The sequence below is a fragment of the uncultured Bacteroides sp. genome, assembly GCF_958445495.1.
Taxonomy (GTDB): Bacteria; Bacteroidota; Bacteroidia; order Bacteroidales; family Bacteroidaceae; genus Bacteroides.
This window is the reverse complement of the sequence record NZ_CAUCSQ010000033.1, coordinates 1-19,618: the sequence shown is the minus strand read 5'-3', so window position 1 is coordinate 19,618 and position 19,618 is coordinate 1. Positions and strand designations below refer to the sequence as shown.

Genomic DNA, 19,618 nt, shown 5'->3' with positions numbered 1-19,618 from the left:
TCGTTATCGAACAAAACTTTTTTCAATGAACAAACTAACGATTAAGGTGTTATCTTTGTAGCGACAAAAGAAAATGATTATTCACCTTTAAACATATAGCTTTATGGAATTCTTAACAAACGAGAAACTTACAATTGTGGGAGCCGCCGGAATGATTGGCTCCAATATGGCACAAACTGCCATGATGATGAAACTCACTCCGAATATTTGCCTGTACGACCCGTTCGCCCCCGCTCTGGAAGGAGTGGCGGAAGAGCTGTACCACTGCGCCTTCGAGGGTGTCAACCTGACTTATACTTCCGATATAAAAGAAGCGTTGACGGGAGCGTCCTATATCGTTTCTTCCGGCGGTGCGGCCCGTAAAGCCGGCATGACCCGCGAAGACCTGCTGAAAGGAAATGCCGAAATCGCCGCCCAGTTCGGCAAAGACGTCCGTCAATATTGCCCGGACGTAAAACATATCGTTGTTATTTTCAACCCTGCCGATATTACCGGCCTGGTTACATTATTGTATTCCGGCCTGAAACCGTCCCAGGTTTCCACATTGGCGGCATTAGACAGTACCCGTTTGCAAAACGAACTGGTGAAATTTTTCCACATCCCCGCTTCCGAAATCCAAAACTGCCGTACTTACGGCGGCCACGGCGAACAAATGGCGGTATTCGCTTCCACGACTAAAATAAAAGGAGAACCTCTGACAGACTTCATCGGCACCACACGTCTTCCGCTAAATGAATGGGAAGAGCTGAAAGTACGTGTCATCCAGGGCGGTAAACACATCATCGACCTGCGCGGCCGTTCTTCTTTCCAAAGCCCGGCTTACCTCTCCATCGAGATGATTGCCGCCGCTATGGGCGGACAGGCTTTCCGCTGGCCTGCCGGGACGTATGTTTCCAACGGCAAGTTCAACCACATCATGATGGCAATGGAAACTTCAATTACTAAAAACGGAATCGCTTACAAAGAAGTGGCAGGAACGCCGGCAGAACAAGCCGAACTTGAGAAGAGCTACGAACATTTATGCAAGCTCCGCGACGAGGTTATTGAAATGGGAATTATCCCTGCCATCAAAGACTGGCATGCATTGAACCCGAACATCCATTAAGCAAGCATACCGGCAAAAGCCCGGAACCTGATGATTTCTTTATCATTCCCAGGTTCCGGGCTTTTTTATTTTACACATCCTTTACATCTGCCTTTTGAATGCGCACATTCCGGACAGACTCCTTTAAGGACATAATTGATGCTATGCAGGGTAAATCCTTCGGGCAGGTCGATAACCGGTATGTGCGTACCCTCCAGGCAAAAAGTCTTATGGCACTCCTCACAATAAAAATGCGAATGCAAGTCTTGTATCACGCAGTTGCAGGAGTTATCGCACACCGCATATTTCAACGAACCGCTGCCGTCGTCTATGCTATGTATAAGGTGATGGGATAAAAAAAGGGCGATTGTTCTGGATATGGTCGATTTATCAACCGTATCCAGCAAGATTTCCAAATCCAGCAATGACACAGCCCGCCCGGCTTCCATCATATTTTTTAATATGAGAAGTCTTATTGCCGTCGGCTTGATATCCCTTCTCGCCAACTTGTCCAAATAAACATTCTCTTCCATATCTTTTATTTTATCATCTTCTGTATTCTGATGGCGTTCATGATGGCAAGCAACGCCACACCCACATCGGCAAAGACCGCTTCCCAAAGCGTAGCTATGCCGCCGGCTCCTAAAACAAGCACGAGCAACTTCACTCCGAACGCCAATGAAACATTCTGCCAGATAATCCGGCGCGTCAGCTTTCCTACTTTCACGGCATCAGCCACCTTTGAAGGCTGGTCTGTCTGTATCACCACATCAGCCGTCTCGATTGCGGCATCACTGCCCAATCCTCCCATAGCGATACCGACATGGCTCAACGCAAGCACAGGCGCATCATTCATCCCGTCACCGACAAAGGCTATCCGGTTCTTCCCGTTCTGCCTCAACTCCTCCAGATGTTTTACCTTCCCGTCCGGCAGCAAATCTCCATAAGCCTCCGGGATACCCAGCTTTTCCGCAAAGTTAGTAACAATACTCTGTTTATCGCCGGATAATATCTGAATGTTTTCAATATTTAATGCCTTTAAGCGGTCAACAGCCGTTTTCGCATCTTCCTTCAATGCATCCGCCAACAGCAGATAACCCGCATAGCTGTTACCGATTGCGCAAACCACCACCGTATCGGCAATCTCCGACAATTCTGCCGGATACGCTATACCCGATTTAGAAAGCAACCGGCAATTACCTGCCAACACCGGTGTCTCCTCCACCACAGCCTGCAATCCCAAACCTGCCAATTCTTTAGTATCAGTGGCAGGAACCTGTTTTATATTCTGTTGTTCCGCATAATCTGCAATGGCTTTAGCTATCGGGTGTGTACTGTTATTCTCCACCGAAGCAATCATTTTCACCAGCTCTTCTTTCCGGATACCGGCTGCACATTTACAATCCCGTACCTTAAAGGTTCCTTGGGTAAGCGTCCCCGTTTTATCAAACACAACCGTATTGATTTTGGTAATGGCATCCAGATAGTTGCCGCCTTTAAACAGGATTCCCAACCGCGAAGCTGCTCCGATACCTCCAAAATACCCTAATGGAATGCTCACCACCAAAGCGCACGGGCATGAAATCACCAGAAAAACCAAAGCTCTGTAAAGCCAGTCGTCAAACACGAACGTAAATTGGGGAGTAACGAACGAATAACCCAACGGAATCAGCACTATCAATACCGCCAAAGCTATGACGGCAGGCGTATAGATACGGGCGAACTTACGAATAAACAACTCTGCCGGCGCTTTCCGTTCCGAAGCGTTCTGGACCAGTTCCAATATCCGGGCAAGCGCGCTCTTGTCAAACGGCCTTTCCACTTTTATACGGACCACTTTATCCGTTACAATCATGCCGGCCAGCACTTCTTCCCCTTTTGCAATGTTGCGGGGAACGCTCTCACCAGTCAGCGCAGCCGTATTGAAAGCTGCCGACTCATTCAACATCACCCCATCGAGAGGGACCCGTCCGCCGGCTTTTATTTCAATCACTTCTCCAACCCTGACATTCTGGGGAGTTTCCGAAACGAGCTTACCCTCCCGCAACACCGATGCCCTTTCCGGCCTTACATCCAGCAAAGAGCCGATATTGCGCTTCGCCCGGTCCACCGCCTTATCCTGGAATAGTTCTCCTATCGTATAAAACAGCATCACGGCGACCCCTTCCGGATACTCGCCGATATAAAAGGCTCCGAGCGTAGCGACAATCATCAACGTAAACTCACTGAAGAAATCTTTTTCCCGCATGCTCTCCCAAGCCTCCCGCATGACAGGTATCCCAACCGGAAGATAGGCCAGGATATACCACACTAGCGCAACATACCTTTCATGAAAAAGAGCCGAATCCAACGCATTCATTATAATGCCTCCTGCCAGGAGTATAAATGAAAGCCCTGCTTTCCAATATTCGTGAAATGCCGAAGTTTTCTCATTCCTACTATTTTCCGTCGTGCATGAATGCGCACCGCAACAACAATGTCCCATATTCATTCGTTTTTAATCTGTTACAAAGGTAACGAATGATTCGTGCAACAAGGTTGCAAAATTAAAGTCTCATTACATTCAATACTCCGTAACATAACTCATTACTTCCGGAGCACATCCTCACACCGGAGGAACCGGTTAGAACTGGAAATAAATAAACGGTTGAATCTCCGAGCTTTTCATCTGGATGACAACATAAATCAAAACGACCATCATCAATGCTTTCCCGACAAACGGCAAACGGATAACACCCCGGCACATTGCATTTTCCCAACTATCGGGAGCAAAATGAAGCAGAAAGCCGAGCAGCATCAATACAAAAACTTTCCAGTAGCCCTCAATTAATTGCGGGAACAGTTGCGGACGGAAAGTTGTGAATATCTGTCCTAACATATCCATCGAATTTTGAAAATCGGCATTACGGAAAAAAATCCAGCAGAAACAGACAAAATGGAAAGTAATAATCACTCCAAACACACGCCGCCAACCGTGACTCTGCTCTCCTTTCTTACGCCCGGTGACAGACATCCATATTTTATGCAACGCTAAAGCAACGCCGTGGAATGTTCCCCAAAGGATAAAGTTCCAGGAAGCTCCATGCCATAGTCCACCTAAGAACATAGTAATTATCAGATTCAGATATTGACGGATTTTTCCTTTCCGGTTCCCTCCTAAAGAAATATATAAATAGTCCCTCAACCAACTGGAAAGGGAGATATGCCAACGACGCCAGAATTCGGTAATGGAAGCCGACTTATAGGGAGAATTAAAGTTCAGATTGAAATGGAAACCCAACAATAAAGCAATGCCGATAGCCATGTCGCTGTAACCTGAAAAGTCACAATAGATTTGCAAGGCATATCCATATATTCCCATCAGGTTCTCAACGCCCGAATAAAGAGTAGGATTATCAAAAATGCGTTCTACAAAATTAATGCTGATATAATCGGAAATCACCGCTTTCTTAAACAAGCCGGAGAATATCAGAAAAATTCCCCTACCGAACATTTCCTGAGATACAAAAAGAGGCTTGCGTATCTGTGGAATAAAATCACGTGCACGGACGATGGGCCCCGCAACCAGTTGAGGAAAGAAAGAAACGTAAAAAGCATAATCGAGCAGGCTGTCCAGCGGTTTTATCTCTTTCCGGTAGACATCGATGGTATAGCTTAACGACTGGAAAGTAAAAAATGAAATACCCACCGGCAAGAATATATCCAATGCCGTAAACTCCCCTCCCATCAGAGAAGCAATCACTCCGCCTAAGAAATTCGTATATTTAAAATAAACAAGCAAACCGAGATTCACTCCTAAGCTCAGCACCACCAGTCCTTTACGCTTCCAGCGCTTTTCGGAACGCGCCATCAGTTGCGCCAGGAAAAAATCACAAACAGTCACAAGAGCCAACAGGAAGAAATAGGTTCCGCTACTCTTGTAATAAAAATAATAAGAAAAGAGAGTAACAAACAGGATACGGGCTGTATGTTTATGTTGCAACCATACATATACGACCAGAAATGCGGCAAACAACCAAAGGAAAATGCCACTACTAAATATCATCGGTGCCTGCGGGTCATAGGTAAGCACCTCTTTAAGACGGCTAAAATCAATATCAACGGGAAACATAATCATTATAAGCTTTAACTAAGGCTTGGTACAATAAATTTCCTTGCAGGATATACCCTTCCGGCAGATAATGTACATGGTCGGGACGCATCAGCTTGGCCTCCGTCCAGTTGGTACATGCACGACGCCGCCCTCCAACGGCATCATACATATCCCACACCAACAAACGGTGCTCTCGAGCATAACGCCGGATAGTTTCGGAGGCCGTTACCGTACGGGGGTTGACGGCATAAGTGCGACGCCGGCGCCGATACCGGAAACTTTCATAAGAGCCGGGGGGGGTAGTCAATAAAACAGGTACATCGGGAAGGCTACCCTTTAATAACTTTATGAGTTCGTCAATCTGGCTATAATGTGTATTGACATTATAACGCCGGTTATGGCTTTCATTCGTTCCAAACGAAAGAATCAATAAATCCGGTTTCAAAGCGGCGATAGCGGCGATACGTTTCGGATGGGTAAATGTAAGACAGGTAGCTCCATTTACCCCCATATCCGTATAGACAACCGCCCCAAACGTTTCTGTCAAACGCATGCCTGCGGTTTGCGGAAAGATATGCCCGCGGATATGGCTATCGCCGATATGGACAATACGTACCGTATCTTCCGAAAACCCCGCACGTATCTGACGGAGCCGCTCAAATACAGGAGACAACAGGTCGATACTGTCGACAATCTCATTCTCCCCTACTTCACGGAAAGCCGGAGGAAAAGAAATCTGTATCGGAACCGTATCATTGACCCAACCTATCTCACGCAAGGGCTTGACGGCTTTCAGTTTTTTTGCAAGCGGAGGACAATCCGGAATCCGGTCTTGCGCCATTGCTTCCCCAAACGGAACATGTATCCCCAGCAGTCCTATAAAGATGAGAATAAAAACGGACAAACGTTTACTCTTCCGCATAGGCGCGCCTCCTGTCGTATTGTTCTTTGCCATACATTAATGTTTCATACAATAACCCAGCCAGATACCTGCCTCCCCGGAAATTGATATGTGTATAATCGTAATTCGCCATCGAGGGCTTGGCATGTACCAAATCCGCCATACTTCCATCTCCTCCCATAGCTTCAAACATATTCCAAAAGGCGATAGCGCTTTCCGCAGCAATATTCTGTTGATAACGAACCAGGTTTTTGACCCCCGGCATTGTGCGCAACTCTCCATTTTCCGTCTTGTAATCGCGGTCACCGACACTCAACAGTAAAATGCCCGCCTGGGGGAAACATTCTTTCAAATGAGCGATAGCTGTCAGTAATCCTTTTTGATAGTTGTCATAATTCCGCCCGCGTTCGGTAGCTACATTCAGACCATATTCAAGAATAACCAAGTCATAAGGACGCAACCGGTTGAACTGTTTCAACATGGATTGCGGAATACTGCGTAAAGACAAGCCGGAGCTGCCGCGTAATGAGAAATTATCAAGGATGATTCCTTTCTTCCCATCCATTGCCAATCCGTAAAAGAGGGCAGAATCGGCACGGTCCACCGACCAACGTACGGAACCGATGCGTCCGTCCACCTGCACCTGCTGCAATCTATCGGAAGGACCGAACGCATATTGTTTACTTTCCCCTCTATTCACACGGGCAGAGAGGAGAACGGAATCTTTATTATAAAAGAAGATGGAGGCGCGTTGGCAGGTATCGAGCAATGACGCATATTTGCTCTGCCCCCGCAGTTCGACATAAGCCCCATTCCGGGGTACAAAATAATGTCCGGAGATTCCTTGTTTCTTTTTGTCGAAATAGACACTATCCGTTACTGCATGGCTGGACCATCCGTCAAATGTGTGGCGCACCGTAGGACGGAAACCGCTTGTTATGGAGGTAATGGTTACGAAACCTACTCCACAACCTCCGAACTGTTTTTGAAACATTTCGCGCAAATCGGCCGTAAATATATCGGCTTCGATAAAAGAGTCGCCGAACACGGCAATACGTACTTGTCCGTCGTCGGAATCACCGGAAGAAAGACGGTCTAGCGCTTCGTAGAAAGGAGTCATCCCCCGGAGGGTGGAATCGCTGTAATCTTCAATACAGGTCATACCCGTACGGCAGGTATCCACAAAAGCAGGTTTCACCACAGGAGGCAGGGGAATGCTGTCCGAATCAACGGCAGCAGTCTCCGGTTCCGGATAGCGAAGGTCGCTCAAAAGGTCTACCCGCCTCATCGTGTGCCCGTCAACAGTCAATGCCGGAAGCCAGTGAAGTCCCAACAAAGCCACGCACACAACCAGTACAAACCATAATGAATATTTTAGATAATTCTTTATTATTTCCATCTTGATGAGTTATAGAAACGGGTGCAAAGATAGACAAAAGAGAGAATCTGATGTTACTCAAAGTCTTAATAATTGCAGGCAGGTGCAAATTCTTTAAAACCTTGTTATCACCAAACAAGCGTTTGTCAACAAATCAGTATAAAAATCAGTCAACCATGTTCACATTTAGACCAATAGCTTCTCCTGGCTAATAATCAGACCTGTTTGAAGGATTATTGTACCTATATCACAAAATAACATTACACCTTTGCTTTTGAAATCTCAATCAATCGAATATGAGCAAAATTATTTATTATATCATAATATTGATTTCTACAATCATAACCGGCGGATGCCTATCTCCCCAAAAACACAACTATCCACTAGAAATAGAGAATGTACTGGTAAAAGCCAAAGACAACCGTAAAGAACTGGAAAAAGCCCTCAATTACTTCTACAAAAGAGATGATTCTCTTAAAATAAAAGCTATTGAATTCCTGATTGCTCATATGGATATTCACTATAGTGAAACTTATTATTGGAAGACTGTGACAGGGGAAAAAATAGATTTTTCGGAATTTGATTACCCCAACTTAAAGGCGGCCGTTGCGGCCATTGATTCTCTACGTGATATATATGGAGGCTTATTCTATCAAGACACTATTATTTATGATATGAACATCTTGACCGGGAATTATCTCATCAATCATGTTAATCGTACGGTTGATAACTGGAAGAAATCACCCTATAAAGATATTCCATTGAACGACTTTTGCGAATATATCCTCCCCCACCGAGTAACGGTGGAACCTGTGACTGACTGGTGGGAAGAATACCACGAAAGATATAGATGGTTAGGAGACAGCCTCCGACATAAGCCTTTGGAATATGTAATGGATTACGCAGCCATCGACTATAAAGATTGGTTCAAATTTACAACCGGCAAGGAGCCTCAACGAAACGAACCTCTTGCCCGATTAAGTGCCAAGCAGCTATTATTTCGTAAGAAAGGTCCTTGCGAAGATGTTGCATCTTTGGAAACGTTTGTCCTCCGCTCGCAATCCATACCCGTAGCTTATGTCACTATCCCATTTTGGGCAACTTCGACCGGAGCGCACTTTATCAATGCCGTTTTTTATCCAGATATGAAAATGAGAAGACTGGATGTTTCCATGGGAAGTGGTAGAGAATATGACTTGGATAGAGAACCTGCAAAAGTGATACGGCATACTTATTCAAAACAACTAGAGACACTCGCCATACATGAAAAAGAAGAAAACATCCCCCCTGGATTTATGCGAAGAGTTAATTACATAGATGTTACTAAAGACTATTGGGAAGTAGCAAACGTTAAGATTCCTCTATTTCCATCGATAGACAAGTCTGACTCTATCCTTTATGCAGGAATGTTCAACTACGGCCGTTGGCATGCAGGTTGGTGGGGAAAGGTTCGTGATGATTCCGTGACTTTTGAAAACATGGCAAAAGGAACAGTTATACTGCCTATGATTTATAAAAACGATGAATTCGTTCCGGCTGGTTATCCTATGCTCAATGCCTATAATCACCAAATTCATTTGGTTCCCGACTTCAAGAATTTGCGCCGAATAGTGATTAAAGAGCAAGACCGCTACTTACGCTTTCGTCCGAAAAAAGAATACGAACTTTTTTATTGGGACAAAGACTGGGTATCGGCAGGCAAACAAGTTACAGGGATAGATACCGAGGAATTAGTATTTAAGAATGTCCCGATGAATGCTTTGCTACGTCTCATTCCCGAATATTCAGAAGGAAAAGAACGACCATTCATTATCATGGAAGACGGGACACGGTACTGGTGGTAAACAAATATAACTATAAATAACATGAAACGGATTACAAAAATTTGCATATTCATAATAATCACAGTATTGGCGATATCCTGCCAATCAAAAAAGAAAGATGCAGTGCTCTACAATAGCCCGGTAACTATCGCTATGCGTCTCAACGAAATTGATATAGATCTTTCCGAAGAGAGCATGACAAAATTGGTGAGTTTCTTTAAAAGGAACGACAGTCTGGCACAGCTCGCCTTGACGCAAGGAAAATCCTTGGAGGAGATAAGCAAATGGTATTATCCCACTGTAGATAGCTTGGCATCCATGTTTCCCCCTTTAGAACGAAACGATTTTATTTTAGCTAATAAAGGAAAAAGCGGCATACAGGATTACCGACCTTTCACATCAAAATTAAGACAATATGTACTCTATCGGGAAAAGCTCGCCCTTACTTCAAAACAGATCGAGTCTTTGCTTACTCGATGTGACAGCATTGAATGCCTTGCCAAAAATAAAGATACCAAAGTGGAAGAATTGGAGAAAAAAGTTCTTACTACCTCGCTCAATTCAAAGCAAATCAAAGAATACTATATACAAAAAAACAAATCTATTGCCGAAAGAGAAACCAAAGAACTACTCAAACAGATGAAAAAAAATGGTCTTTATACCGTTGCTACTGACAGTGCAAACATATACCAACAAGTTTATGCTTATAAACTGGAACAAAAGGCGAATTGGGAATATTTGCGTTATACGGGAGCAACAAGTGATAGCATCAAGCAGGATGAAGCACGTTTATGGGCATACCGACCTTTATCCATCATTCGGTTGGAAACGAGCCAGCCATCTTCTAGTAATAAGATGCTTGACATTATATGCAAGCGAGGGAAATTAGGACTGACTGAAAATATAACAGAATCATTGTTAACATCTTATTCCCAGCTCTTGCAAGAAGAGTATAAGCACAAGTATAAAGTGCCCCATTCGAACGAGAAATACAATCGCAAAGAGCAGGAAAACAAGAGTATATGCCGAATTATCCCTTCTTCTCTATTAGAAAAATATTTTAGAATCATAATCTATGATAATGTAAAGAAGCAAGTAGAGAAGGACTGGGATATTTTACTTGATTATGACTTAGTGAATTCTACCGACAGTTCTAAAGTGATAAAAGAACTGACAGATTATGAGACTCGACTAGCTGTTGCCAATCAGTGGATCAGCATAGACAAATCAAGAAAGAATCAGTTTATCAAATCGGATATTATCAATGGGAAACCACAACTATTGAAACAATTGGATATTGAGAAACGGAAAAGTAAAGACAAACAAATTATAAAATTTTAAGGTGCAATTATAATGAAATACAGTGTTGAGAAATCTACAAAAGAGTATGGTGCCACAGCCATATTTATAAGCTATTGTATTTTATCTATGCTTATAGACTTATCACAGTTTTTTCGGATAGAAACATTTTCTAAATTTAATAGTTTCTTATTTGTGATTAGTATTCTCATTGGGCTTTATTGCATTTGGCGCATATTAAGATATTATTGTATTTGGAACACGAATTTATTTTTTAAAAGAACAAGTTTCTGTTTATTGGGAGTTAGTGGAATACTATTGATACATGGTGGATTGCAGTACCATGAATGGATTTCATGTCCAAAAATTTTCCAAATGACAGGCAGTTTCGATAATCCGGCAGGATTCACACTTGCATTATGTTGTTGTATACCCTTTATTTTGTACCTTAAAGAGAATTATAATTATTCTCCTGCAATTAAAAGCATATCAACTATAATCCTTTTTTTTATTGTTATTTGTATCCTCATTTCTAAATCAAGAACTGCATATATTTGCATTTTAGTTATAGCTTGCATGAATTTATCCATACGCATTCGATATTCTAAGAGAACGATATTTCTATTTATGTTAGGGATCATCATGGCATTAATCTTGTCATATTTTATCAAGAAAGATTCAGCGGATGGAAGACTTTTGATTTGGAAATGTACTTGGGAAATGATAAAAGACAAACCTATTTTAGGATTTGGGACAGGTGGCTTTCGTGCTAATTATATGTATTATCAAGCAGATTACTTCCGGCATCACCCTGATAGCCATTATCTTATGCTAGCAGATAATATAACTCACCCATTTAATGAATACTTGTTATGTGTAGTTAATTATGGTATTATAGGGATACTCATATTGGGGGGATTCTTCATTACCATAATGAAAGCATATAGGAAGAATCAATGTAGAGAATCACAAACCGCCCTATTATGTTTGGCTAATATTGCAATTTTTGCTTGTTTTTCTTATCCTATATCATACTTTTTCGTTTGGTTATTAGGAATATTGAGTTTATATATACTATTCAGTAACGCAGATTATCTAAAGAATTTTTCACTAATATTTAAGTATTATACTCATAAAGTTCTATTAATTCTTTCCCTAATAATTTGTATTGTCACAGGGAATAACATGTATCAACAAATTAAATGGAATAAAATCTCTAAAAAAGCTTTAACAGAATCACCTGAATTAATGCTTGCACAATATCAGCAATTGTTAGAATCAACTTCTTTAAAAGAGGATGCCCGATTTCTTTATAATTATGCAGCCGAACTATATTATGCAAAGCACTATTGGGAAAGCATCAAAATCGCAAATCTCTGTAAAAAGTATTGGATTGATTATGATTTGGTAATCTTACTCGCAGACAGCTACATGAGAATAGGTGACTTTGAGGCATCGGAAAAATATTGGAAACAAGCCTCGTATATGTGTCCTGTTCGTTTTATTCCATTATATGAGTTATTTCAGTTATATAAAACAATCGGAAAAATAGAAAATGCAAAGAATATTGCAAAAATAATAATAAATAAACCAGTAAAAATTCCATCAAACAAAATCAACTTTATACAAGCTGAAATACGTGCATTTTTAAGCAAGCAGAATATTTCATTATTATAATTAAATTATTTATTTAACTAAAAAAGTAGTGTATGAAAACTAATTGGATTATTACATTAAGTATTATTATTAGTTGTTGTGTATTCATGTTTAGCTGTGTAAATGAAGACGAAACATCTTCTATAGCACGAACATATACTCAAGAACAGTATGAACAGATGTTCAAAGAAGAAGTAAAAAAAGAGTTTAATCGTTCGGGACTTCTTAGGAATAGTTTCTTATATAATTTTGGTTTTCCAGCATGGAACAATTTGAAATGGGTAGAAAAAGATGGCAATAAAATGATTACAGTACCTCTAGTCTGTTCAAAAGAAAAAAAACGGGTGATCGTCGGAGTTGTAAACAAATATAAAATAAAGCCCTATGTAACAGAAATATCAAAAAATGATCTATCTACTAGGAGTAATATTTCAAAGAAAATGAAAGTTTATGATATTAATTTATATAACAACGGAATACCTCGATCTCGAAGCACTGAAGGAGAAATGACAGCCCTATTAAAAAAAGAAGTGCCAGACGGAAGTGCCGAAAATCTTTACTATGCCTTAGAAAATAGTAGCGACTACCATGATTTTTATGATTTTGGCGAAATCTTTATTAAAACTACTAAAGATTTCGACTCTAGTTCATCTTATTTTATAGGGCACGCCTGGATTGAGATTGAAACAAGTGAAGAAAGAGTTACTTTCTCTCTCTTTGGAAATAAAGGAAGTCAAGAGTATTGGGTTAATGAAGAACTAGACTATCATGCTGACGAAAGTATGTCTAAAAGTATACATTATTATGGCTTTCAAAACATATTGGATTACAATGAAGACAGCAGCAATATCGACTGGTCTGCCGATTATAATTGTGCTGGATATTCTGTTGGAGTATGGAATATTGTTGATGCAAATAAACACATTAGTATTTATGATTGGATAACACCAAAGTCACTTGCAAATTATATTAGAAATCACTAACTTATAATTATGAAAAAGAAAAATATAATCATAGTTATCATTATCATAGTTCTAATTTGTACCCCTTTTATCTTTTCGATAAGGAATTATACGCTTATATCACTACGTTACAATGATGAATTAAGGATATTAGATATTACTGCTGGTAATTCTATTTCTTACTTGACAAGTGTGATTACGACACAAAACGATGATACACTAGAATTGACAGTCTATCATAAAATCATGTACTTTGCTCTTTGCAAAAGTGAACAAACAGCAACTCGTCTATTATACGTTCCTAAAGGGGTGAACTATATAAAGTATGGAGACAGAATTTATACAATAGAAGATTTACCACCTATACATCCTAGATAAAATGAATGCCGGAAGAAAACTACTTAAGCTACTTCCGGCATCACACAATTACCTGAATTCTATTTCAAAATAATATTAAATGGTCCGTTCAATGTTCCACACAAATGCGCGTAAGCCTAATTGCTCCGTCTGTAAGTCCATCTTATGCAAGGTGTCCAGCAACGGATCGACTTTGCTGTCGTCTACTACTGTCAGGATAGCTGAACACATACTTGGCCAGGCATGGCTTCCGAAATGCGGATCGCCTGTCTTCGAACCGCGTCCCTGTACTTTTTCCAAGTAAGTAAAACCACGACAACCCAAACGGTCGAGCAATGCCATGATTCGTTCGTAATAAGCCTGGTCGAATGTTATCAATACTGATTTCATATTTCTTTTGTTATTTCTTAATAATGCTGCCTTTATTCTCCTGGAAGTAAACATCCAAATCGCGTTTACGGCGAAGTTTGCGACGCTGGTTCTTGATACCTGTTCCTGCAAATACGCAATATAAAGTAGGAATCAAAATCAATGTCAACACGGTAGATACTGTCAGACCACCGATTACGGCAATCGCCATCGGACTCCACATTTCAGAACCCTGACCGCCGCCGATAGCCATCGGAATCATACCGAGAACAGTAGTAGCGGTAGTCATCAATACGGGACGAAGACGGCTCTTGCCGGAAGTGACCACGGAATTGATTACCGCAAGTCCACGCTCCCGGCAAAGAGTAATATAATCGATGAGCACAATACCGTTTTTCACCACGATACCAATCAACATGATACCTCCAAGCAGACTCATCACGCTCAACGTGCTGCCGGTAAAGAACAAGGCCATCAAAACACCGCTGAAGGCGAACGGCAGAGAGAACATGATGATAAACGGATAGGTGAGTGATTCGAACTGTGCCGCCATTACGATAAACACAAGAATGACAATCAGAATGCCGAGCGTTCCCAAATCACGGAACGAATCCTGCTGGTCTTCATACGAACCGGAAATTTGAATCGTCACTTCACCCGGAAGTTCCATCTTATCAATGATATTATTGCCGGCAGCTACCACGTCTCCCAAAGGAGCACCGGAAATCACGGCGGAAACGGTCACGATACGTTCCCGGTCTTTACGCTCAATCGTGGGAGGTGCGAAACGCTCCACAACTTTTCCCAAGTCTTTCACCCGGACCGACTCACCCTTACTATTATAAATAAGAATGTTCTCTATACTTTCCAGGCTCGTGCGGAACTCAGGAGCATAGCGTACTTTTATATCATACTCATCTCCATCTTCACGGTATTTGGAAGCGACCGCACCATTGATGCGGTTACGCAAGTAATTGCCCGCCGTAGCCAGATTCAGCCCATGCATGGCAAGTTTCTCACGGTCGAAGTCAACCTGATATTCCGGTTGGTAATCGCTACGGCTGATATTGACTTCGGACACTCCTTTTACTTTCAACAAGTCGCGTTTCAGACGGGCTGCCACGCTGTCGGTGGTTGCCATGTCATATCCGTAAACTTCGAAGTCGGCGCTTGCCTGGGCAGACATGCCGGTATTGCTACCTCCGAGGATTACCTGCGCCTTGCTGAATTCAGGATAGGCTTTCAAATCTTCACGCATCTCGTCACAAACTTTCTCCAAAGTGATATCGCGGTCGCCCGGGTCTACCAGGCTAATATTGAAAGAGATTATATGGGAACCATTGTCCTGCATGGAAGCCCATGTATTGTCCGAATCAGCCTGACCGACCGTATAGTTGCATACTTTCATGATGTCTTTATACTTAGTCAGCCACTGATTGGTCAACTTTTCCGAAAGTTCCTGCGCTATCTCTTTACGTGTACCTATCGGCAACTCCAGTTGTACTGCAATACGGGCATTATCCTGTGCCGGAAAGAATTCCGTACCGATGCCTTTCGCACAGAGCAGACTGATTATAAAGAAAGCGATACATCCCACAATAACGACCGGACGATGGCGTACCGCCCAATTCAACATTTTCGCATACCAGATGTCCAGCCCGTCCAACACCTTTTCTATCGGAGTAAAGAAGAGCTTGAACATTTTCGACGGTTTCTTCTGCAAGCGAAGCAGTTGCGAACAGAGCATCGGGGTCAATGACAAAGCGGCGACAGTGGAAATAAACATGATGGCGCACATCATCCAACCCAATTGTTTGAAAAGCACGCCGGACATGCCGCTTACCATCGTCAACGGGAAGAACACGGCAATCATAGTCAGCGTAGAGGCAATTACGGAAATTGCCACTTCATTCGTACCGTGCACTGCCGCCTGTTTCGGGTCGGAACCGCGTTCGATATGTGTTGTCACATTCTCAAGCACCACAATCGCATCATCGACCACCATACCGATTGCAATGGAAAGGGACGAAAGCGAAATGATGTTAATCGTATTCCCCGAAATCGCAAGATAGATAAAGGAAGCGATTAGCGAAAGAGGGATGGTGATGCAGATAATCAACGTCGCACGCCAGCGTCCTAAGAAAAGGAACACGACGATAACAACGAACAGCAAGGCATACAGGACGGTTTCCGCCAAGCTGTCAATCGTGTTCAGGATATTGTCTGAAGTATCGACAATCACCCCCAGCTTCACATCACTCGGCAAATTCTTCTGCAAACGCGGAAGGGCTTCCGCCACTTTGCGGGAAATCTCGACGGAATTGGCTCCCGTCTGTTTCTGAACGACAATCATAGCGCCCTGGACACCATTATTATAGGTTTCCTGCGCACGCTCTTCCACCGTATCGACAATCCGGGCAACATCGCGCAGAAAGACATTGGCCCCATTGTATGTGCCCACTACCACATCGGCCAACTGGCGGGAATCGTCGAATTCTCCTTCCACGCGCAATGAATATGTTTCACTGCCGATATCGAAGTTACCGCCGGGGATATTCTTATTCTCGGCTCCGATAATCGAACTGATTGTCTCAATGGTCAGGTTGTACGCTTCCAGTTTATTCGGGTCGCAATATACTTGAATCTCGCGTTGCGGCGCGCCGCTGATAGACACCGTACCCACACCGGGAATACGCGCCAAAGGATTTACCACACGGTCGTCCAATATTTTATAAAGGGCGGACTGGCTCTCTTTTGCCTGCACGGAAAGCAGCACGATGGGAATCATGTCCGTGCTGAACTTGAAGATAATCGGGTTCTCGACATCATCGGGAAGTTCCGAACTTACCATGTCCAGCTTATCGCGCACGTCATTCGTCAAAACATCGATATCATTGCCAAATTCGAACTCCAGCGTAATCAACGACATGTTCTCAGAAGAGCGGGAAGTGATATGTTTCAAATCGCTCACCGCATTCAGAGTGTTCTCCAACGGGCGAGTTACGTTGTTTTCTATATCCGAGGCACTCGCTCCCGGATAAGCGGTCATGACCATGATTGTATTCGTATCAATGTCCGGATACAAATCAATAGGCAACTTCGACAAGGAGAAAAGACCAAATATCACCACTGCAAGAAAGCAGAGGGAGGTCATAATCGGTTTTTTAACCGCACCTTCGTATAAACTCATTTCTTTAATGGATATTAATTAATGGAAAACGGAGAATTATTGTTTCTCCAACTCTACCTCTATACCGTCCATCAGACGTGACTGGCCGGCGACTACGACCTGCGAATTGTCCGGTACGCCGGATTTGAGTTCGTACTCCGTTCCCATGCGCCTGCCCAGCTCCACTTTATTATAGGTTACCTTGCCGTCTTTGTAGACATATACATAACGGTCACCGGAACCTGCCTGCTTCACTATGGCAAGGTCGGGCACTACGACATTATCTACCGTGCCAAAGTTCAGCGTAGCACGGGCAAACATTCCCGGACGCACACGCTGGTCTTTGTTCTCCAGCTTGATTTCTACAGGGAATGTACGGGTTGTGGCATCTATCGTGGGATAGACCAGGCTGATAGTTCCTTTGAACAGTTCATCTCCATACACATCCAACCTGATATCTACCGGCGCCCCTTTCTTTACTTGTGTGAAATAAGTTTCAGACACATTAATCATCAGCTTGACCGGAGTAATCTGTTCTACGACCAGCACCGGATTGCCGCCGCTATACATATCCCCATTATCATAGTTACGCGCAGTGACGACTCCATTAATCGGGCTTAACAAGGCGGTGTTTTCCAACAAATTCTTATAAGCTGTTTCCTTCACGTCCAACTGCATCTTCGAAGCATCCCATTCCGATTTGGACGCACCACCTACCTTATATAATTCATCAATACGTTTGAATTCTATTTCCTGATTGTCCAGTTGAAGCTTCGTCTGTTTCAGATTAGCCGCATCCATCTGTACCAATTTCTGGCCTTTGGACACGGGGTCGCCCACTTCTACGAAAATCCGGTCAATACGTACCGGAGAAGAAGGAGCGATGTTGTTTTTCACGTCCGCCTCCACCGTTGCCGTATATTCCTGAATCTGCTCTACGGGGCGGGCTGACACACCGGCTACTTTCACTCTTGGCTTTTCAGTCTCTTCTTTCGCGGCGGTTTTCTCTTTTCCACCCGTACATGCCCCCACAAGCACAGCCAACAGCAGGGCTATAAATCGGATACTTTTCTTCATATTCCTTTAGTTATAATTTTAGTTGTCTACTCTTTTATTCTTTTCCCAAAATCTGATCGAGGTCTGCCTTGGCAACCAGGTAATCATAAATAGATTGATTGTAAGTGAGCTGTGCCTGTGTCAGCGATACTTGCGAGCTATTCAACTCAAGCACGGTTCCTTTTCCTACATCATAACGTTTGCCGGCAATCAATACCGCTTTCTCCGCCTGTCTCACATTTTCCTTATTACTGACTACCTGTTCCGTACTGGCCGCCATATTATTGCGATAGCTCACTATCTGCATATTCAATTTCCTTTCCGTATCAACACGGTTCCAGTCAAGCTGCCGCATTTGGATACGGGCGGATTTCATTTTCGTAAAATTACTCGCTTTATACAAAGGAATACTCAGGTTAAACATCAGGCTGGAGCTGTTACTCCAGTTATATTCGAAAAAATTGATATTGGGATTATACAAAGACTGGTAGTTATACGAGAAACTGACCGATAAAGTAGGAATAAAACCTGTTTTTGCTATTTTCAGGTTCTTCTCCAAGATTTTCATGTTCAAGTCCAACTGTTTCATGGTAGTGTTATTCTCCAACCCGACTCCTTCATCTTTCAATTGGTCGGCGAATAAATCCGCTTCATAATTCGTCAGATTGTCATCTGTTTTAAGTTCCACATCGGCAGTAATCCCCATCAACACTTTCAACTGTAATTTTGCCAACGTCACTGCATTGGCCGCTGAAATCACATTCGGCTTAATGCTGCGCATCTGCACCTCAGCGCTAATTTTATCATACTCGCTCACCGACCCTTGCTGGTACTTGGCATTGACTATGTTGAAATTATCCTCAGCCAGCTTATAACTCCCCAACAGTACCTCATAACTATCCTGCGCAAGCATCAATTGATAATAAGCTTTACTGACCTGATTCACCAGGTCCAGTCTGGAACCGCGCGACTTTTCCACTGCCAGTTCGATATCTGTCTTTGTCATTGACATGGTCCGATAGACGGCCGGCGCAAACAAAGGCAAGTTTATACTCAACCCGCCATTGGCGGTATTGGTTCCATCCTGCCCCATTTTGAACGACATGTCGTTCAATTTCATTTCAGCGGCCCTAATCGTATGGTCCAACGATCCGGTAATGCTTGCTTCCGGCAACAAACTCTGCCAAGCCTCTTTTCCGGCTACTTTTTTTAAGGCAATTTCCTCTTCCGCCACCTTTATCGTAGGATTCTCATCCAACGCAATTTCCAAGGCTTTGTCCAGAGTCAAGGTCAGGGTATCCTTCACTACCTGCATTTCCTGCGCCCGCGTAAAACCGAATGCGCAGAGCGTCACAACTGTCAGCAGCGCCTTCCTACCCGCCATTTTTTTCATTCTGTTCATAAAATCAATTTCTAATGGTGAGTTCTATCAATTCAATTTATCCTCTTGTATCAGACAGCAGAACTCTTT

General features: G+C 42.9%; 14 protein-coding genes. 5 read left to right on the top strand and 9 right to left on the bottom strand.

The features are described 5' to 3' along the window. Positions 1-103: 103 nt before the first annotated feature. Entirely contained in the window at positions 104-1,105 is a 1,002-nt protein-coding gene (locus Q5076_RS11820) for a malate dehydrogenase (RefSeq protein WP_303013524.1), read from the top strand. 65 nt (positions 1,106-1,170) lie between these two features. Here Q5076_RS11820 and Q5076_RS11815 read toward each other — a convergent pair whose 3' ends face one another. The 5 genes from Q5076_RS11815 to Q5076_RS11795 form a co-directional block, all read right to left on the bottom strand. Then, a complete protein-coding gene (locus Q5076_RS11815) occupies positions 1,171-1,617 on the bottom strand; it encodes a Fur family transcriptional regulator (protein ID WP_303013522.1) in 447 nt (148 codons plus the stop codon). 5 nt (positions 1,618-1,622) lie between these two features. Next, positions 1,623-3,569 (bottom strand): heavy metal translocating P-type ATPase, encoded by a 1,947-nt coding sequence (locus tag Q5076_RS11810; protein ID WP_303013520.1) that lies wholly within the window; start codon positions 3,567-3,569, stop codon positions 1,623-1,625. A gap of 138 nt (positions 3,570-3,707) precedes the next feature. Further along, on the bottom strand, positions 3,708-5,195 hold the full coding sequence (locus tag Q5076_RS11805; protein ID WP_303013518.1) for an MBOAT family protein: 1,488 nt from the start codon (positions 5,193-5,195) through the stop codon (positions 3,708-3,710). Further along, positions 5,182-6,099: an SGNH/GDSL hydrolase family protein gene (locus Q5076_RS11800; protein ID WP_303013576.1), complete on the bottom strand. Its 918-nt coding sequence runs from the start codon at positions 6,097-6,099 to the stop codon at positions 5,182-5,184. Before Q5076_RS11800 ends, Q5076_RS11805 begins: the two co-directional genes overlap by 14 nt. Further along, the gene (locus tag Q5076_RS11795; RefSeq protein ID WP_303013516.1) at positions 6,086-7,477 is read right to left on the bottom strand and encodes an SGNH/GDSL hydrolase family protein; all 1,392 of its coding nucleotides are present in this window, start codon (positions 7,475-7,477) and stop codon (positions 6,086-6,088) included. The genes Q5076_RS11800 and Q5076_RS11795 overlap by 14 nt, the downstream gene beginning before the upstream one ends. 275 nt (positions 7,478-7,752) lie before the next feature. On the opposite strand from Q5076_RS11795, the gene Q5076_RS11790 reads away from it, so the two are divergent. The 4 genes from Q5076_RS11790 to Q5076_RS11775 are packed head-to-tail and all read left to right on the top strand — an operon-like array spanning position 7,753 to position 13,217. Then, positions 7,753-9,300, top strand: a complete 1,548-nt coding sequence (locus tag Q5076_RS11790) for a transglutaminase domain-containing protein (RefSeq protein WP_303013513.1) — start codon at positions 7,753-7,755, stop codon at positions 9,298-9,300. Between the two features lie 21 nt (positions 9,301-9,321). Further along, entirely contained in the window at positions 9,322-10,620 is a 1,299-nt protein-coding gene (locus Q5076_RS11785; protein ID WP_303013511.1) for a hypothetical protein, read from the top strand. A 12-nt stretch (positions 10,621-10,632) separates the two neighbouring features. Next, positions 10,633-12,255 carry an O-antigen ligase family protein gene (locus Q5076_RS11780; RefSeq protein WP_303013508.1) on the top strand — a complete coding sequence of 541 codons (1,623 nt, stop codon included), beginning with the start codon at positions 10,633-10,635 and terminating at the stop codon, positions 12,253-12,255. A gap of 32 nt (positions 12,256-12,287) precedes the next feature. Beyond that, on the top strand, positions 12,288-13,217 hold the full coding sequence (locus Q5076_RS11775) for a hypothetical protein (protein ID WP_303013505.1): 930 nt from the start codon (positions 12,288-12,290) through the stop codon (positions 13,215-13,217). Positions 13,218-13,649: 432 nt separating this feature from the next. Here Q5076_RS11775 and Q5076_RS11770 read toward each other — a convergent pair whose 3' ends face one another. The 4 genes from Q5076_RS11770 to Q5076_RS11755 are packed head-to-tail and all read right to left on the bottom strand — an operon-like array spanning position 13,650 to position 19,549. Next, complete coding sequence (locus tag Q5076_RS11770; protein WP_005675458.1) at positions 13,650-13,943, bottom strand: PG0541 family transporter-associated protein; 294 nt, start codon at positions 13,941-13,943, stop codon at positions 13,650-13,652. Between the two features lie 10 nt (positions 13,944-13,953). Beyond that, positions 13,954-17,112 carry an efflux RND transporter permease subunit gene (locus Q5076_RS11765; protein WP_303013502.1) on the bottom strand — a complete coding sequence of 1,053 codons (3,159 nt, stop codon included), beginning with the start codon at positions 17,110-17,112 and terminating at the stop codon, positions 13,954-13,956. Between the two features lie 36 nt (positions 17,113-17,148). Beyond that, positions 17,149-18,168, bottom strand: a complete 1,020-nt coding sequence (locus Q5076_RS11760; RefSeq protein WP_303013500.1) for an efflux RND transporter periplasmic adaptor subunit — start codon at positions 18,166-18,168, stop codon at positions 17,149-17,151. A 34-nt stretch (positions 18,169-18,202) separates the two neighbouring features. Further along, a complete protein-coding gene (locus Q5076_RS11755; RefSeq protein WP_303013497.1) occupies positions 18,203-19,549 on the bottom strand; it encodes a TolC family protein in 1,347 nt (448 codons plus the stop codon). Positions 19,550-19,618: the final 69 nt, after the last annotated feature.